Source organism: Marinifilum breve, assembly GCF_003202155.1.
Classification (GTDB): domain Bacteria; phylum Bacteroidota; class Bacteroidia; order Bacteroidales; family Marinifilaceae; genus Marinifilum; species Marinifilum breve.
Genome location: NZ_QFLI01000017.1, coordinates 16436 through 34523, shown reverse-complemented (window position 1 = coordinate 34523; position 18088 = coordinate 16436). Strand labels below are relative to the sequence as shown.

At 35.1% G+C, this 18088-nt stretch carries 10 protein-coding genes; all 10 read right to left on the bottom strand.

Annotation, left to right across the window (positions count from 1 at the left end; all coding sequences use genetic code 11):
• Window positions 1–46: 46 nt before the first annotated feature.
• Window positions 47–892, bottom strand: coding sequence for a hypothetical protein (locus DF185_RS22680; RefSeq protein ID WP_110364010.1), 846 nt, complete (start codon window positions 890–892; stop codon window positions 47–49).
• An 8-nt stretch (window positions 893–900) separates the two neighbouring features.
• Window positions 901–1377, bottom strand: a complete 477-nt coding sequence (locus tag DF185_RS22675; protein WP_110364008.1) for a hypothetical protein — start codon at window positions 1375–1377, stop codon at window positions 901–903.
• A complete protein-coding gene (locus DF185_RS22670; protein WP_110364006.1) occupies window positions 1370–2326 on the bottom strand; it encodes a cupredoxin domain-containing protein in 957 nt (318 codons plus the stop codon). Before DF185_RS22670 ends, DF185_RS22675 begins: the two co-directional genes overlap by 8 nt.
• Before the next feature lie 63 nt (window positions 2327–2389).
• Entirely contained in the window at window positions 2390–2911 is a 522-nt protein-coding gene (locus DF185_RS22665; protein WP_110364004.1) for a hypothetical protein, read from the bottom strand.
• A complete protein-coding gene (locus DF185_RS22660) occupies window positions 2908–4110 on the bottom strand; it encodes a hypothetical protein (protein WP_110364002.1) in 1203 nt (400 codons plus the stop codon). Before DF185_RS22660 ends, DF185_RS22665 begins: the two co-directional genes overlap by 4 nt.
• 14 nt (window positions 4111–4124) lie before the next feature.
• Window positions 4125–6011, bottom strand: a complete 1887-nt coding sequence (locus DF185_RS22655) for a type II secretion system protein GspD (protein ID WP_110364000.1) — start codon at window positions 6009–6011, stop codon at window positions 4125–4127.
• Between the two features lie 1096 nt (window positions 6012–7107).
• On the bottom strand, window positions 7108–10980 hold the full coding sequence (locus DF185_RS22645) for an RHS repeat domain-containing protein (RefSeq protein ID WP_110363996.1): 3873 nt from the start codon (window positions 10978–10980) through the stop codon (window positions 7108–7110).
• A gap of 45 nt (window positions 10981–11025) precedes the next feature.
• Window positions 11026–16920, bottom strand: coding sequence for a hypothetical protein (locus DF185_RS22640; protein ID WP_133250133.1), 5895 nt, complete (start codon window positions 16918–16920; stop codon window positions 11026–11028).
• Window positions 16920–17552 (bottom strand): hypothetical protein, encoded by a 633-nt coding sequence (locus DF185_RS22635; RefSeq protein ID WP_133250132.1) that lies wholly within the window; start codon window positions 17550–17552, stop codon window positions 16920–16922. Before DF185_RS22635 ends, DF185_RS22640 begins: the two co-directional genes overlap by 1 nt.
• Window positions 17533–18060 (bottom strand): OmpH/Skp family outer membrane protein, encoded by a 528-nt coding sequence (locus DF185_RS22630; RefSeq protein ID WP_110364012.1) that lies wholly within the window; start codon window positions 18058–18060, stop codon window positions 17533–17535. Before DF185_RS22630 ends, DF185_RS22635 begins: the two co-directional genes overlap by 20 nt.
• Window positions 18061–18088: the final 28 nt, after the last annotated feature.

Sequence of the window (18088 nt, the reverse complement as noted above, 5' to 3'; positions counted from 1 at the left end):
GCACTTGTACAAATAAGTACCAAGCTAATAGTTAAAACCTTTTTTATCATTTTTGCTTGCTTAATAATTGTTCTATCAATTTACTTTGCTTGTCTAATTGCTTTTGTTGTTCTATGGTATACAAAGTCAACTCCTCAATCTTCTGCAATAGCTTTTGATTCATTTCAGATTGATTCACACCATTCTTTTGCATTTCTTTTGCTGGCGCAACATCAGGCAGGTGTTTGTTTTCTTGCACAAAGTTTTCAACTTCTTCCAAGGAACGAAGTTGGTAATCCTCTTCGAATACAAAATCGGCACCTTGCATGTCTACTTTTAATTCTTGGGCTCTTATGGTTCCAGAAACGTCTAATCTATAATTTGGATTGGTTATGCCGATGCCAACATTACCTTTCCTTTCAATAACAAAATTATTCTGTGAATCTCCAATGGCAAATAAATAATTCACATCATATTCTGAAGAAATATATCCAGAAGGTATAGTACCTTTAGACCAACCTACTGCTTTCCAACCATAAGATTGTACATTATCTAACATAGAATAATTCACATTTCCTGATCTAACGACATAAACTTCGAGATATTGTGGATCGTAAGTATCCTTATTTAAAACCCTAACTTTTGTAAAAGTTAACTGGTGATAATAATTGTGATTAATTAATGAAAAACTAATTCCATTTCTATAGTTGTAAGAAGTTCCAATCTTAAACTCAAGAGTAGAGTGTCCTCCACTCGAAATATGATCCCATAAAATGAATCGAGCGTTTGCTCTATTACCTGAGTTCTGGGCAATACGATACCATTTTCCAGCTTCAACAGTTGCACCATTTGTTTGTGCATTTACAACATTTGAAATCAATACAATAAAAAATATAAATAGTAGTTTTTTCATGCTAAATTTTAGTTTCGATGTTTTACAATGGTCCTTTTCTCTCCTTCCCGTTCCATAATTATGGAATCGGAATAAAGTTGATACACTTTAAAGTCATGATATACTTGTCCCTGTTGAACCAGTAGGTTACTCGAATTGATTTGCAAGAGCCCCACCACCTTTTTATGATTTCGTATGCAGCCACTGTAGGTAAAGTTGGGCCAATTCCAGGCATGTAATCTTCTCACCAGGTTCTGATTCTCATTGTGTATATCATCAGCTTGTTCATTTTTTACATTTGTTGACCTCAGAAAAGGATCTTGATAATCTAAAAGCAATTGATATGATTTCTTCTCTACTTTATTCGAATTAAACTTCAATGGTGGAGGTTCTGAATTGGCAAAATTTAATTCGGGATTGGCCTGTTCAACAAATCGATAAATGATATAACCCCAAAGCACCAATACCAATGGCAACAATATGTACATTGTTTTCTTGTTATTCATTTGCAATGCTAAAACTAAATGATGATGAATATTCACTTTCGTTACCTGCTTCATCCATGGCTTTTACTCGCCAGTAATAAGTTCCAGTTTCAGTAAAAGTGTAGTCGTAAGTTTTTAGGGAGGTAGATTTTTCAGCCACCAAAGTTTTTAAATCCTTATCGGAGAATATCTGAAGAACAAATGATACATCCGTCAATTCATTCTCTTCACTATGGTTCCAACTAAAGCTTTGGCTCAATCCGTTTACATTGGCATTATTGGCCGGAGCTGACAATGTTGGCAAATTAGGCTCTGTTAAATCAACCACAATGTTTCTATAGGTAAATGGTGTTTCCTCTTTTTTCTCTGAATCCCTGGCTAACACTCCCCAAGCATACTTTCCTTCTTCCAATTCCAATGTTAATTTGGTTTCAGCAAGAACTTTTGGATCCATAATATCCTCGCCCGACCAATCGTCTTGGTGTAACTCGAATTGGTACTCATTGGCAATTTTTAATTCATCCCATTTGAATTCGATTTGTTTTTGATTCACCTTAGCCTCTTTGCCAGGTGTAACCAAAACCACCTTCTGTTTGGTAATGTCAACAGGTTCAAGAATGCTTAAATTCCTGGAAAAATATTCAGAAGTATAAGCTGAATTTTCTGCACGCACTCGCCATTCAAAATCCCCTGGATAGAGCGTGTGTTCAAACTGATTGCTGGAAACTAAAGTATCCAACTCTAAACGAACAATGCCTTCAAAGTTTGGATCGGCAATTTGTAAGCGGTAAGAATCGGCACCTTCTACAAAATCCCACCAAAAGGTAAGAGTTTGTGTTTCGGTGCTTACTCCATCTGCAGGACCTAAAAGAGTTAGCTTATCATTTTCTATATCCTCTTCGGTAAAATCGCTACATGAATAAATTATGGCTATTAAAATAAGCGGTAATAAATAATATTGTTTGCGCATATGTTTTTATTTAAATAACTAGCATTTGTAAGTACACTTAAAAACAATGAGGTCTTTAAAACATTACCTCACTGTTTGTAAAAATATCGTAAGGCTCAGGTATTCCTCTCGGATTCTCTTGTCCTCTTTTAATAAAAATTTTGTAGCTGCAACTTTGCCCAAATAGGTTTCCTGTTCCAGAAAGTACAATAGCTTTAGCAAGTTTTTAAACGATCCTTCTAATTCCACCTGATGGGTTTGCAATTTATAATCATCTTTCGATACTTCATGTGGCACAGGGAATTCTCTCATGGTAAGTCCATTCCTTTTGCAATAAATCGATAACTCATCAAAAATATCTTCCTGTGTTATTGTTCCTGAATGATTTCCAATGCGTTCTTCTATCTCTTCCAATCGTTTTTTTAAAATTTGGACCTGCAAAGGTGCATCGCCCAATTTCTCTACCTGATTTTCCAATTGCTTTACTTGTTTTGATAAGTCGATGGTATTGGAAACGGTTAATGAATACACCAAAAGAAATACCAGAACCAATACAATTGGCAAAAGCTTCATTTTGCTTTGATATGTAAAATTATTCCACTTCATTGTACACTAATTTCGATTACAAATTCGGCTGGCTTGTTTTTCTGTTTCAAGAGATACTCCTGCTTATCGAGTTTAGCCACCCATTTTTCCGTTTTCAAATTCTGAATCCATCGGTTTAATTCCAAAGGGTGCATGGTTTCTCCTTTTACCATAATCAATCCAGATCCAAAGTTAATCTCCTTCCCTTTCCTGATTTTTTTGATCATAGGATTGATCTCCATCAAAGTGAGTCTTACATCAGAAGGTAAATCGGCGGCTAATCTATCGGCATAAAAGCTTAAACGACTACTTTTATTCAAACCGCTTTTCTTTAAAAAATCTTCCTTTTGAGAAAAATTATTTCGCAATGCATCCAACTTTATCAACAGATTTTTTCCAGTTTCGACCTGCGATGAAAGTTGAGCTTGTTTCCCTCTTAATGAATCGAATACTACAAAATTGATTAAGACCATTAGAAACAAAAGCATTAAAGCAAGAAAGCCTCCTTTTCGAAGCACCTGACGGGCGAAGAATTCTTTAGATATTGTAGCTATCTCGTCTGCCTGATTCTTTGTGTGAACTGTAGCCACCGACGATACTGCTGCTGCAAATGGAAGCAGTTGATTCCATTGTAAATCCTCTTTTGCAACAGAATAATAGCCCGAATATCGCTCTTCCGATTTTTTGAAATGTGTAAATCCCCCTTCTTCAATGCCCAATTTCATTCCAGGCAAGTGTATCTGTTCCGTATTATTGGCAAATAAGGATCCTATGATTTGTATACCAACAGGACCCAAACAAAGATCAATCACCCAAATGTTTCTTTGTGAGAATTCCTTTACAATGGAGGAAAGCAAATCTTTCCTCATCATGGCAACAACCGACTTGTCATTCTTTAAGTTTAATGTCTGAAAAATAAACTCCTCAGGTTTCACATTGGGTAGAATGTTTGCAATTCCATGTTCCAATTGATCGGTGTCTACCTCTTTGATCAAAATGCCGGCACCCGATAAATTCAAACTAATTTTCGCATGAGCAGGTAATTTTGCCCAAAGATCTTCAGTAGTTCGAATGGCTTCTCCTTTATCAACGATTTTGATTTCTTTTCTACTTCGCTCAATTTCCACCAAATCTACCTTCCAATCTTCGCCTGATTTCAACACAAGTGATACCCCGAAAGTTTGTTTCCCGAAAAGCCATTCTGTAATTCTTTTCTTCATTCGTTTGAATTTACTTATCCGATAATAGTAGGCTTGATTAAAATATTCAGCTTGCTCTTCTTGTTCTCATGCTTGCGACTTGAAAAGAACCATTTGATAATGGGGATTCTGGAAAGTAACGGAACTCCACTAACCGTTTTGCTCTTTCGCTTCTCTTCCAAACCTCCTAATAAAATGGTTTCCTGGTTGCCAATTCTGATCATGGATTTAAACTGACGAGTTACTTTCCCCGGAGGTGCAAACTCGGAGATACGAGTGGTTAAATCCGATTGATTTACATCTATATCCAAAGTGATGTTCCCATCGCCGGATACGAAGGGTTTGATCACAACTTTTAGTTCCGCCTCAACAGGTTTGTACATGGTTTGACTGGATAGTTGCGGATTTTGAGTACCATAGTAATCGTTTCGTTCTTCGCGATAATATTCTGTTTCCCCAATTACCAATGTAGCTTCATGTCCATTAAGCGTTGACAAACGAGGTGTAGATCGCAAATCAATCATCCCTTCGGTTTCCATGGCCTTTAATTTTAGGTAGAAGTTTGACGACACCTTTCCCAAACTGGTCAATCCCAAATCACTAAGCAGATTATTTACCGATGATGAGCTCAATGTCATATCAACACCAGGCAATACCTTGCCCGAAGTTTCTACCTTCTCTTTACTTAAACCTGCTTCAATACCAGTTTCTACCCCTTTGGTATCTGTTACTTCCATAATAATTACGTCAATCAGTACCACAGGAACCAGTCTATCTACCTTCTTCAGAAACAAATCGAATTCAAAAATTCGTTCGGCATCTCCCATTACCACCAAACTATTCAACTCAGCAAATTCTTTAATATTTAATCCTCTTGATAAATCGGCTGGAAAATTCTCGGTCAATTTTTCAACCGATCGGTATTGCAATGGAATTAATTGTATGCTCTTTAATTCTGGATTAGCCCTATCTCCTACGAAACAAACTTCTTTCTGAAACTTATAAGTACTTTTACTTCCTTTAAACAGATGATACAAAAATTCTTTCCAGGATATATTTTTTACATGCAAACTTACATTGTCCTTTAAAGGATTAAGAATAGAATATTTGCAGTTTACCTTTTGTGCAACATATTGAAACAATTGCGCAATCGGATAATTGTCGACATCTATGCTAATGCTATCCATTGAATGTACAGTAAGATTGGAACCTGCTCTTAAGTTTAAATTCAAATTGGAACTTATCACTTTTGATTCCTGTTGCATCCCACCGCGCTGAGGTTTCATTAATTTATGATCGATTACATACAACAATTTATCCTCCTGTTTTACACGCAAATTATTCGAAAAGGCCAATTGGTGTAGTGCTTGTTTAAAGGTCATTTCCTGTACAAATCCACTAACCGATTGCCCATCCAATCCCGAGGCTAATACAATGTTTTTGCCACTTTTTTGGGTAATGCTCTTGGCAACCTCATTTAATGGTGTAGCATGCAAATCGTAAGATAAACTTTCGTTTTCGGCATTGTAAGTAATATTGAGTTCTTTTGGCACATGTGGAACAACAGGTACATGCAGTTTTATTATGCTTCCCATTACATCCATTTGCATGTTGTACTCCTTACACAAAAACAACAAAACATCCTTGGCCTTTACCTTGGAGAAATTATTGCTCACATAAATTTCTATATTATTGGGCACACTTAAATTCAGTTCAACATCGTTGGCCAAGGCTCTCATGAATTCATCAATTCGAACACGATTTACACTAATGTTAACTTCGGTATTTAAGGCTGGAATTTGTTTTACCGATAAACTATCCAGTACTTGCTGTAAACTATCCTGGGGATTCTTCTCCTGTGCATTAGCCAAGTTTATAACCAGGAATAACAAGCTGGCAATACATAAATATAATTTCTTCAAGAATTTTAATTTTTAGGTTTAGAATTTAAGCATGCTTTCTTCATTTTTCCTCTTATCAAAATACAAGAGAATCAATTGTTAGCAAAAAACTTACTGATTAACAAAAACGCTCCTAAAGTAGTAATATTTATGTTGCATCACAACAGAAATATGCTTATCTATACAAATTTTAATTAATCCTAGTATTTTGATTGTTTAAACTCAAAAATCTCTCTTTACTCAACTCAATCCACAAAACAGATCAGTAAAAGCTTTGATGTTAAAATAGCTTCAATTATTCATTATGCAAATACATGAAATGAACAATTCGCGATATTTAACCTATTCGGAAAAATTGCCCTACTGCACTAAGTTTATCAATGATGAATTCAATACTTTCTACCTGCAGAGTAGCTTCTCTTTAAACTATTTTATCATTTCTAACTGCTATTGTGTCATTTCAGAATGGTGAGGAATCATTTTGCTCAGACAAAGTGTCATTCCTTCCTGCTAGAATAGGCTTTCTGATTGGTGGTTTACCTTTTTTATATCCTGTTTAGGGATTTCTTAGCTTTGCTTTGAAACTTCTGAGTGGTGAGGAAGGATTTAGAACTACGAATTACACAGATTCATACCGATTATTCATAACACATGTAAAATCTAATTTACACCATATATCATAAAAAGAAAACCCACTCACATTTTATTGCAAGTGGGCTAATTTTAAATTATTTTCTTTGAAAATAGATACGAGTGAAACACTCGCACCAGCAGACAGTGCAAACTCGTACCATCTAGGGGCTATAAAAACAAACCCACTCACATTTTTTATGCAAGTGGGTTGTATTTTACTTTCCGATGACCTGCTACGCAGAGTCCGAGTCACAGACTCGAACTAGCGGTCAACTGGGACCATCAGAGGATTTAATGCATATGATTTACTATATAATATATTATAAGCAAAACAATTAAAAACCATGTTCCTAACCACGCATTCCCATCATTTTTATAAACCTCTTCAAAAGATGGTTTTGGTTTTTTAAAAATTAAATATTTAGCAAATAAATAAACAAATCTGATAATTGCACCAAAAAATGCTACTGAAAAAATATGCATGTTATTCGTTTTGTATAGTTTTATAAAATTTATCAAAATTACCTATATCCCCTAAGAATGATTTAAAATCTGTCCATAAATTTGGATTTTGATCTAATTTCATATTGTGTCTTCTCATCATTACTTGTCTACTTCCTTTTGTTATATGTTTAGTCGAATTTTTACAAAGTAAAGGTCTATACGAATCAACACTTTGTTTCAATCCCTTCATTCCTTTAAAATACTGACTATACCCCATAGAAGCTGCAGTCGTAAATGCTGAAAATCCAGACTCTCTAACCTCATTATCATTAGCTAAAAAACCAGATATATGTCTTGCATTAGAGGTGAAGTTACGTGTTCCCCACACGTAAAAATCATCAGCTACAGAATATGTAAGTTTATAAACCAAATTATCTAAAATTTTGCCTTTTTCATTTGCTTCCATCTGTAACTCTATTTTTTGCGCCCAATTAGGGGTCCATTGCTTGAACATAGCCATCCTTCTGCCTATGGCACTTGCTTCTGGTAACATATATGATCCATTCATATTTCTTTTATATCCAAAAACAAATCCACTTCCTTCAAATGCCTTTTGTTTTTTTCCAAACCAACTCGTATACCAATCACCACCATCAGGATCAACTCCCATAAGCGGGCTATTTCCCATACCTAAATATGGAGAATGAAATTGTTCATAAGGATCGGTAGTTAACCAACGTCCCAAACGTCCGTCCCACAAACGCAATTCAAACTGATTGTAACCAGTCTCCTCATCCTTCTCGGCAAACTGTCCCTGGTAACCAAAACGGTATTCTCCAGGCGTTGTTGAACGGTTTGGCATAATCATCCCAAAAGGATAATAATCAGCCGCACTTATCAATTTCAAAGAACCATTGCTTTCTTTTTGTACCGTGGCACGTACATTACCCAAATGATCGGCTAACTCGTACACATAGTTGGTTTGCGATGCGTTTACCTGTGCCAAACCTATTCGTCCACTGCCATACAAAGCTAACTCTTTTAATGCAATATTACCAGAAGAAGTAGGTTGGGTGTAAATGCCCATAACATTGCCCGAAGCATCGCGAATGTACCAGGTATTGCCATGTGAAGTTTCTTTTTTAATTCGGAAACCTCTATCGTCATACTTATACTTGGCAATCACATTACTTCTAGCAGAATTGGAGTACACAGCTGTTACTTTTCCAGTAACATCGTAATCAAAATAATGTTTGTCCTGATTGTTGCCAGTCATTTGTCCAATTTCATCATATGTGTAATTGCCAGATGATTGGCAGTCAATATCCATTAAAGAACTCGGATCCTGTGCATCATGTACGTAATCCAATTGGTTTTTACCTGTACTGTAATGATATGTCAATACATCCATTTCCAATTGACTACCATAAGCATTTCTATTCAACTTTACTATGTTTCCATTGGCATCGTATTTAGGAATCGTTACTTTATAATCGTTCCCTAAATTGGCACTACCATTTGCGCGATTAAAGCTACCATATGTGGCTTGCTTCATCCAGTTGTTTTTGTAATACTCGTAGGTGTACAGGTTTTGTACATCGCCAGCATTTACTCCATTCAACCTTGTTTTCCAACGTTGGGCATGGATATTACCTGTATAATTAGTCCCTAAATTTGAAGAGATGTAGGTTCCACTGCGCAAATAATCACCTTTGTAGTAATCCAAGCCCAAAGCAAATACGTCCTTTTTAAAAGCAGAGTGAGAGCCCGAATAGCCGTCTTTCCCAGGATCTTTGCTATCCAAATTGGGATGATTGATACTTTTTAGTGCACCATCGATGGTATAAACATAGTCGATTCCCTGGAGGTTTTCGGCTAACTCTACCCTCTTTAAAGGTCCGTGTTGGTAGTAATGGTATTTGGCTTGCGTTTTCGCTGAACTTTCTGATGCAGCTTTGGTTTTTACCACCGCCAGGCGATTGTCTGCATCGTATTCATAGTAGTGTGCAAATTCATCGGATTGACCACGTTGATAAATCACCGATTTTACATTCCCGGTAAAATCGTAATCGTATTCAATAGAGAATGTTTTGCCACCTAATCCATTGATTTTTTTAATTACCCATGCTACATTGCCATCGTAGGTGTAAGAATACCACGTAATACAATCTTCCGGACCATTCCCTTCTTTTTTACCAGTCCATGTTTTTGACACTTTCCCCAACATGAACTTCTGCTTAAGTCCATTCACATTTGGCAACTGGGTATCAGCCTTGCCATACATGGTGTATGTTTGTTCAGAACAATGTGAACTTGGATTATAAGTGTCAGCATTTATACTAGTAAATGAAACTCCTGCTTGCTCATAATTAAAAACACCAGATTCTTCTGGTCGTCCAAAATCGTCGTAATTAGTATAAGAACACTCTCCTCTACTCGCTTGCAAAGGATTTTGAGAGAATCTTATTTGCCCATCTTTTCTGTACCTGTAATAAGTTGCTCCGATTTGATCGGGGGAAGTTGTGCTAATCAACCAGCCTTGCGAATTGTATTTATAAGTTGAACACATCGAAGCATTCTTCTCAGCAACCACCTTCGGCGAATAAGACTTTTTTAAACGACCAACTTTATCATACACATTAAAAGCATGCCCATAATAGTTGATACTTTGAGTAAGTGTGAACGCACCACTTTTTGACCTTACCCTGTAAAATCGTCCCTTGTTCAGATTTGAAGAAGAAAAGGTATAATTGCCGTTAATAACCGATCCGCTCACAATTTGCTGATCATTTACCAGGTTTACGATATCGTAAGTCCCATTCGTTAAATTAATGGTGTTTGTTCCTTCCGGAATGTGAATATCCAGATATCTTGTATTGGCATCAATATTAAATTCAACATCATTAGTTACATTTGCTACTCCATCATCTCTAATTCCAGATAAACAAGCTGCAATATTCTTACCATCGGCCGAAGCATAGCTTACCGCATGTCGCCCTTCAGCATCTTGCGAAATGGTTTTAATTAGTTTTTGATACTCTACTTCGCCATCCATTTTACGCAATTCATCCAACTCTTCATCAGAGGCCGGCATAGAAAAACTCATCACTTCATGTCCACTTCCCATATGGTAGGCTTCTCCAACTCCTGCAGATCTTCTTGCCACCCCAGGCTGGGTTTTGCTATATTCAACTCTGGTATATGGATATTTAGATGCAGGTACATATGCCTCTTGCGTATTATGGTTTCCGTAGTACCATCCCAACGAATTGGAAATTTTAGAATTTACCGCTCCAGGATTATTGAGAGTAGAAGGTGTATCAAAATCTGTCACAGAATAATTCTTCCCCATATTGTTACAAATCAACCCATTTTTATAGGTAAGTTTTGATTGAGATATTGGTACCGGTAAACTTGTCAATACCGCTCTACCCTTATCATCATAAATGATTTGAGATGCAATGATCTTATTGTCGGTAATGTTTCTGGATTGAGATTGAATTTTACGACCTAAATAGTCGTAAAATTCTTTTCCCTCGGCAATCACATTTCCATCTCCATTGTAAACTTTGCTGCTTACCCAGTTGTACTCTGGAGCAGGCGTCAAGTCTGGCACATCCAACTCTCCTACACTTGCTGTAAAAGTACTTCCTTTTTTGGCATGAAAACCTGGTTTGAGAACAATTGAGCTTCCTGAGAAAACCGTTAAATTTCCTCCACTTGTTCCATTACCGTCAACAATGTAGCTACCACTTCCACCGAGGGTTATTGTTCCTGCATTTTTAAGATTAGACGTTTGACCTGTATTAATTTGTCCACTTCCTTGTGTAATTTGTGCTTTTGAAACAATGCTTAACAGCAATGTTAACAGGAACAAGATATTTCTATATATATGATATCTATTATTTTTCATGTGTTTATAATTTTTCTTTCATCTTTATACATATGAACAATGTTATTAAAGCATTTCAGATAAAACCAATACCAAAGTCTCAGCGGATGTGCTACCACTTACGCAACGCACTAGTAATATATTAGTACCTGGACCTTCTGGTCCCGAAAGTTCTTCTTCTATAATTCTTTCTTCTTCCATCCTCATTGGCTCTCTTGGATCTTCAACACCCCCAGTATTTATCATATGAGAGAGTACCCTTATCTGTTGCATACCACTTCCTCCAGATCCACTGTATGTACCCAGCAAATTTCCATTCAAATAAATATAAACTTCATTGCAGCCAAAATTGCTCCACGATGCGGTTAGCATATTGGTATTGGCGTCATAACGACCAGTACATGAAGGGCTAGGAGGTCTGCTAACAATAGAAAAACGATCTGTTTTATAAAAACTTTGATCCATAACATCTATCACCCTCAATTCATAATCTCCTAATGATAATCCTGAAGAACTAAAATCAAAAGATTGACTAGTAGAATTTCCCTCCAAATAATCAGGCCTTAACAGTTCACCAGAAGGACCATCATTGGTAAATGTTGGGTATACCTGTTTTATAAAAACACCATTCTTATAAACTTTAAAATTCTTATTTCTAGTATATGATGAATTAAAATAACAAGTACCTGAAATTCTATCTCCTGTATAATAGTTAGATTTGTTAAGAGAAACACTAAAGTAATTGTTGATGTTAGCAGATACCACATTAGACTCCTGAGATAGTATATTTCTTACCTTAAAGTAAACCCTATGATCCCCTAATGGTAGATAAGTTGTTATATTGCCAGAATATGATCTCCAACTACAATTTGTAAAATTGGAATCATCTATACTAATGCAATATTCTGTAGGAGTTGTATTGACAGTATGGTTCAATTTAACTTGCATGCCTCCAAAGTCCCTACTATCATGAATCATACTTAAACTAAATCCTGAAATACTCGGAACCACAGCATTCACCTGATTTGCATAGTAATTATCATATTCACTTACCTTTTTGAACCCATCAGGTGTTTCTTTTTCTATTTTCTCTAAATTACCTGCCTCATCATAAAAATATTTTGTTGCAATATTTTCATTGTCCAATATGGCAATAAGCTCATCGGTGTGATTATCGTAAACATATGAATTCATTGAGGCATTTAGTGGATGTAATCTAAAATCATCGAGATATACAACATCAGAACTGCTATTGGTAGCTATTTGAACGTCTGAAAAACTAGCCGAAGTACTTGGTAGATAGAAATGATAGGTCATCAGTATCCAATCTCCAAATTGTATCTTATCGCCACCACTTTTCTCATTATAAACCGTACCCGACATGGTTTGCATGGCATATCTCACTTTGAATTTTGCTGAAGACGCACTTTTTTTATGTATCCAGCAAGAGAGCACAAAATCGTTCGGTTTAGATGGATTGGCTGCAATTCTTTCTGGTAAATTAATGATATTGGTTCCTACCATTTTTAAATACTGATTTCCTGTATGAGCTTGAATTCCACTTACAGCACTCAAACCATTTCTTTCATCTGCCAATAAGCTTTCACTGGCCATTGCAATCACATTACTTCCGCTTGAACTAATTTCTCCTTCAAAACTAGAAACAGTACCAATTTTCTGGTACTGCTCAAAACCTGTGTATGCCTTCTCCTTCCATCGGGCATTAGAAACGCTTGCAATTACATTTAAACCAGATTTATCATACTGTGTAGAAATATAGTTTCCATTTATATCCTTTGATTCAAGTGGTGCCGAATACTCATTGTATCGAGTGATTTCATTTGTCTTTATCCAATTATTGGCTTCTGCCTGCTCCTCATTCCAGAGCCAATTGAAGTCAATCCAATTGTTAATTAATCCTTTATCATCTCTTTGAGCTGTCAAAACAAAGTTTTCATGCTTCCTCCAGATACCAGTAATCGGTTCATCCTCATAAGTACCCATCATAGTAGGTTTTCTGTACACCCAATCATCTTCCCAGGTTTGTATTCCCGCACTCAACAATTTTGGCACTCCATTAACAAGTTTGTATTGGTAATTGGCTGTTTCTTGGGATAACATATTCTTGTTGGAAGAATCCAAAATTTTGGATCCCATAGCAGAATATTTTGTGTATGCTGGTATAACTTCACTTATATACTCTTCTCCTTTGGGATTTACAGACTTCACTTTTGTTACTTTTCCTGTTTTCTTATCCCATTCTAGATTTATTTGCTCAGAGGTAAGTCCATTTTCTATTGTCACTATCTTATTTAATACACTCGGATAAGAAATTTTACTCGTAGTATTTAAAAATCTCTTCTCAGTCCAGCTTCCATTTACCTTCTTTTTGTATATCTTATCAGACACAAAAGTTTCTTGAGATAAACCATAGTTAATATTGGATAAAGATTTAAACTGATTTATAGTCTTATTTAATAAATCTCCTTTATTATTATATAATGATTTTTTTAGTAATCGTCCAATAGAACCAAAATTTGATATAAATATGGATTTTCTTTCCGAAGAATAAGAATTTCCCTGTACATCTGTAAATTGAAATTGCTCTCCGATTTTGTAACTATTAGAGGATTGTATTACTTGATCATAGACTTCGAATTGATATTCTGTTGTTAAGTCAGAAGTCTCATTTTTACCACATTCTTCAACTGTAACGTATTCATAAATTACAGCTGGGGTAGGTAATTCTGATTTAAAAGGTATATAATCACAATATTTATTCCCATCATCAACAGGTGCATAAATAGTCACCCCAGAAGAAGTATTGGTTCCAGGAATATTGTAAGTATATTTTGTTTTAAAACTTTCTCCATTTTCATCCACAAGATTCAAGGTTGCGACGCGCAATCCTCCACCCTCTCCCTGATAATGGGCATTCTTTCCGATTATGTATCCTTCTTCAATTTTTTCAGAATCTACTCCTTTAAAATCATATCTACTTCCCGAAGGAACATCATATCTCTCATTCAATCTAAAAATTAATTTATTATTAGAAATAAGGAGTAACTCACTTGAAGTGTTTATCAATTTCTCATCTACGTTATACGAACCTTGACCTTCCCAAACGTCATCATGTTCAAGATAATGTAGTCCTAGTTTCAAGTAAATTCCATATCTATCTCCTACTTTAAATGCACTATTCAAATCAATATCACCTTCCAATTCAATGATAACTTTATTTACATTTATCTCACTGGCACTAATTTCACTATAATTAAAACTGTAGTTATTCAATTCATACTTGATCTTCTCATTCCGCACAACTTCTCTATTGTAAGAATCTTCTTCATAATCAACCTCAATTTTAGCTCCCAATGGTGTTGTAATAGATTTTAAACTCCAAGCCTTTGGATCACTCTCATAATAACCCCAAATATCCTTCAAATCAGAATTGAATTGTCCATTTTCATGATATTCAAATAGATAAGGAGGCAATATATTTTCTCCCCCTTTCCCTTTCACATGAATAGATTTAAGCGTCAACTTTCCTTTATTATCAGCGTTTGAATTTGGTGTATTCGCACAAAGTGAATAGTCATAATTGAAATCTATAATTTGTAAAGCATCATCAAAATTAAAATCCACCATATCATTATGATCAAGCACATTTTCCGATTCATTTGCAGTAAAATTACTTGCATATAAAATTTCTTTCTTCCCCCCAGAATAAAAGGATTTACTAGATATTTTACTAATATCACTATTAACTCTAGTTAATCTATGTTTTTTACTACTGACATTCTCCGAATCTGAATTTTTTGCTAAAACTATCTTTGATAACTTTAAAGGTTTTATCTTATCAGGAGTGTTATATTCAATTTTTGATGAAGGTGTAACAATAATCACTCCTAGACCTGGATAATATAGCTTATATGACTTTCCATACTCATCAAACCTATTATAAGTTATTTTTTTACTTAATGCATCTTCCCTAAAGTCTTTTACAAAATGAGCAGTATGTGTTTTTGTCGAAATAGAATTTAGGTAATAAATTTGCTTGCGTCCCCAATTAATATCTCCATCATATGTAGAATAGTCTTTGGACCCAAAATCATAAGGATATGACCAAATGTAACCATCTGTCCATTTTCCATAAGTAAATCGAACCCAATATCCCTTATCACCATTATCAAGTTTACCATTACCATTATCTATAAAATCAGGACCTGTGATGGCCGTTAGCAGCCATGACGTAGCGTACTTTCCTAAGTCTTGATATTCTTCAAAATCACCATCCGAATTATAATTTTTTCTTCTAATCGATTCAAACTGATAAACTGGTAATGAATAATGATATGTTTTGCCATCTGAAGCCACAATTGAATATGCTCCAATACCATCCAGATCTAACTTTTCACTATTTATTGAAGTTAGATTACCAATCGGAATCGTACCACCATTAAGTGTGACTACCTGAATATCTTCTACTTCTACATCTGAACTTGTTTTTTCATTTCGATCAATATCCTCAGTTTCAATAAATCCTTTCGAAGTTACTAACTCAAAATTTTCAACAATTTCCCTATTTGTATAATATGTTACATAATCTTTACCCCCTCGTCTATTAATTTTTGAATTATTCGAAATTTCCTTTTCAAAATAATTTTCATTCAATCCATCAGATAAATATAGACTTTGATTAAATTTAACTCTAGTTAATGCATCATAACCATTATCTAATGAAAAAAATAAATCATCATGCATTCTTAAATTCTGATTTATTGTTGTTTTAAATCTTGTATACTCTATTAAATCATTACCATCATAATTTAAATCAACACCTTGTCCAGCTATCAGAGCACCATTCATCACTTTAGAGGTCATTGTTCCATTTAATCCTTGTGAATTAATTCGATAATTATCGTGAGCAGAAAATTCATTTGAATTTCTAGAGTTTTTATCAGATGTACTATCAAAAGAATTATCCATCAATGAATAAACATCCATCAGCCTATACATATTCTGAACAGTCACTCCATCTTCTACTTTATCAGAATATCCACTTGGAGTGTGCAATAATCCACATGTCTCATAATGATCTCGCTTATAAAACTTATAATAAAACTTTGATCTTGAGTAAGAAACTGAAAACCAAGGCGTATATAATGGTATTAATAAATCTTTAGAAAACTTTCGAATATCATTATCACTTCCTGCATTTTTTTCAACTATGCTAAATCCTACACCAAGAGCATTTACTCCAATCCCACCAGAAGAGAATGACACCCCAATAGCACTTAAAGATACGCCAGCATTCAATCCATAACTATCATAATTAACCGATAATGGACCGGCAGATACTCCTATTCCAGAATTACTAATCCTTGCCCCAATCTCATTATAACTAGCTGAAACACCAACACTTGTTTTGCCTGAAGAAAAAGAATACCTTGCTGAAACACCAATCTCAGCATTTCCATACCCTAAACCATAATGTCCTCCAATTGATCTATTATCTCCCCATGAAAAAGAAATTCCTGCACTAATTCCGCTATAATTAATTCCTGCGTCAACTCTATGTGTAACATACTCTTGACTTTTTTTTGTTCTTATAGCAACGGTAGGAGTTAGAAGTGCATCATCAGCAAATCCATTAACAGATCTATTTATGGAGCCTGGATTTATATTCCATCCTAATCCAACCCAAGAGGCTTCCTGATCCATGGCAATACCTCCATGATACGAAATAGGCATAGAGAATCCTCCTCCCGGGCCTGGTACGTGAATTAAGGGTAATACATAAGAGAAGTCACCCGAAAGCAGGTTGACCATATCTGTCGCATCTATGGGTTCAAACGACATGGCTTCCGGAGCTGCCGGTCCTGTATTTTGCCCCATTAATTTTCCGTTCCATATTGCCAGCATGAGCAATATGGAGATACTTACTAATTTTAGTTTCATTATTTATTAAAATTTAGGTTGGGTATAGATTTTATATCTTTTGTTTTTAGTTTAAAAGAAACCTCACCTGTTTCCAGTCCCATTTCTTTTATGCGAAACTTTAAAGATTCAGCCTGAGCTATTTTCTGCTCATCAAACACAAACAATACAGAATTGTGTTTCGCCATTCCATAGGTTGGTACATATGTGCAACTTTTTAAAAGCAGAGTGTCTTTATTATTTGTAGTTAACACTACAAAATCCCTCATTCCAAATGAAAGACGGTTAACCATAGTGGTATACTGAGGTGTATTCACCAAGGCCTTTAATATTTCATTGTTGTTGATCCCAAGGGAAAGTTGCAGGTATAAGTTTTCTTCATACTGCTTTTTCAATTCATAGAGTTTAGTTTCACGTAAACTATCTGGAAATGCTTTCAAGTGTTGATCTACATACAAATCAGGATGTTTGACCTGCAGTTGAATATCAACTCCATTAATCACTTTTTCCTTTACCAATCCATTCATTGGTTCATTTAGGTATGAAATAAGCTCTTCTCTTGTTAGTTTTTTCTTACACCCAAAAGCGAATAAAACCATCCCAATAATAGAGTAAATCAAATATTTCTTCTTACTAGTTTGTATACTCATCATTCAATCCTTTTAAAACATCTTCGGTGATATCATAATCCTTATTTGCATACACAATATTTCCGGTACCATTTGCACCATAAATAAAGTCGTAACCATGTTTTTTTCCATATTCCTTGATATAGTCATTCACTTGGTTGACCACCGTTTGAGTTGCTATTTGTTCCTCTTTCATTGCCTTCTCTTGAATAGCTTGCTGATAATTCCCAATTTGTTGCTGCTTATTTCTTAGTAGTTCTTCTTTTAACTTGATCTCTTTCTTTGACATAGATGTGCGCTCCTTTTCGTAGACTTTCAATTCTACCTCCCAATTCTTCATCAAAGAATCTACATTGGCTTTCCATACTTTCACTTTTCCTTCATATTCTTTCTTCGCTGTAATCATTCCCTTGTAGTTTTCCATTAATACATTGGTATCAACATAAGCAACTTGTCTTTTTTCCATAAACATCCATACTGCAAATGCCACAAAAACTGTTAACACAACTCCTAATACAAGATTCTTCTTCATTTTTTTACTTTTTATCATTATTTGAAAT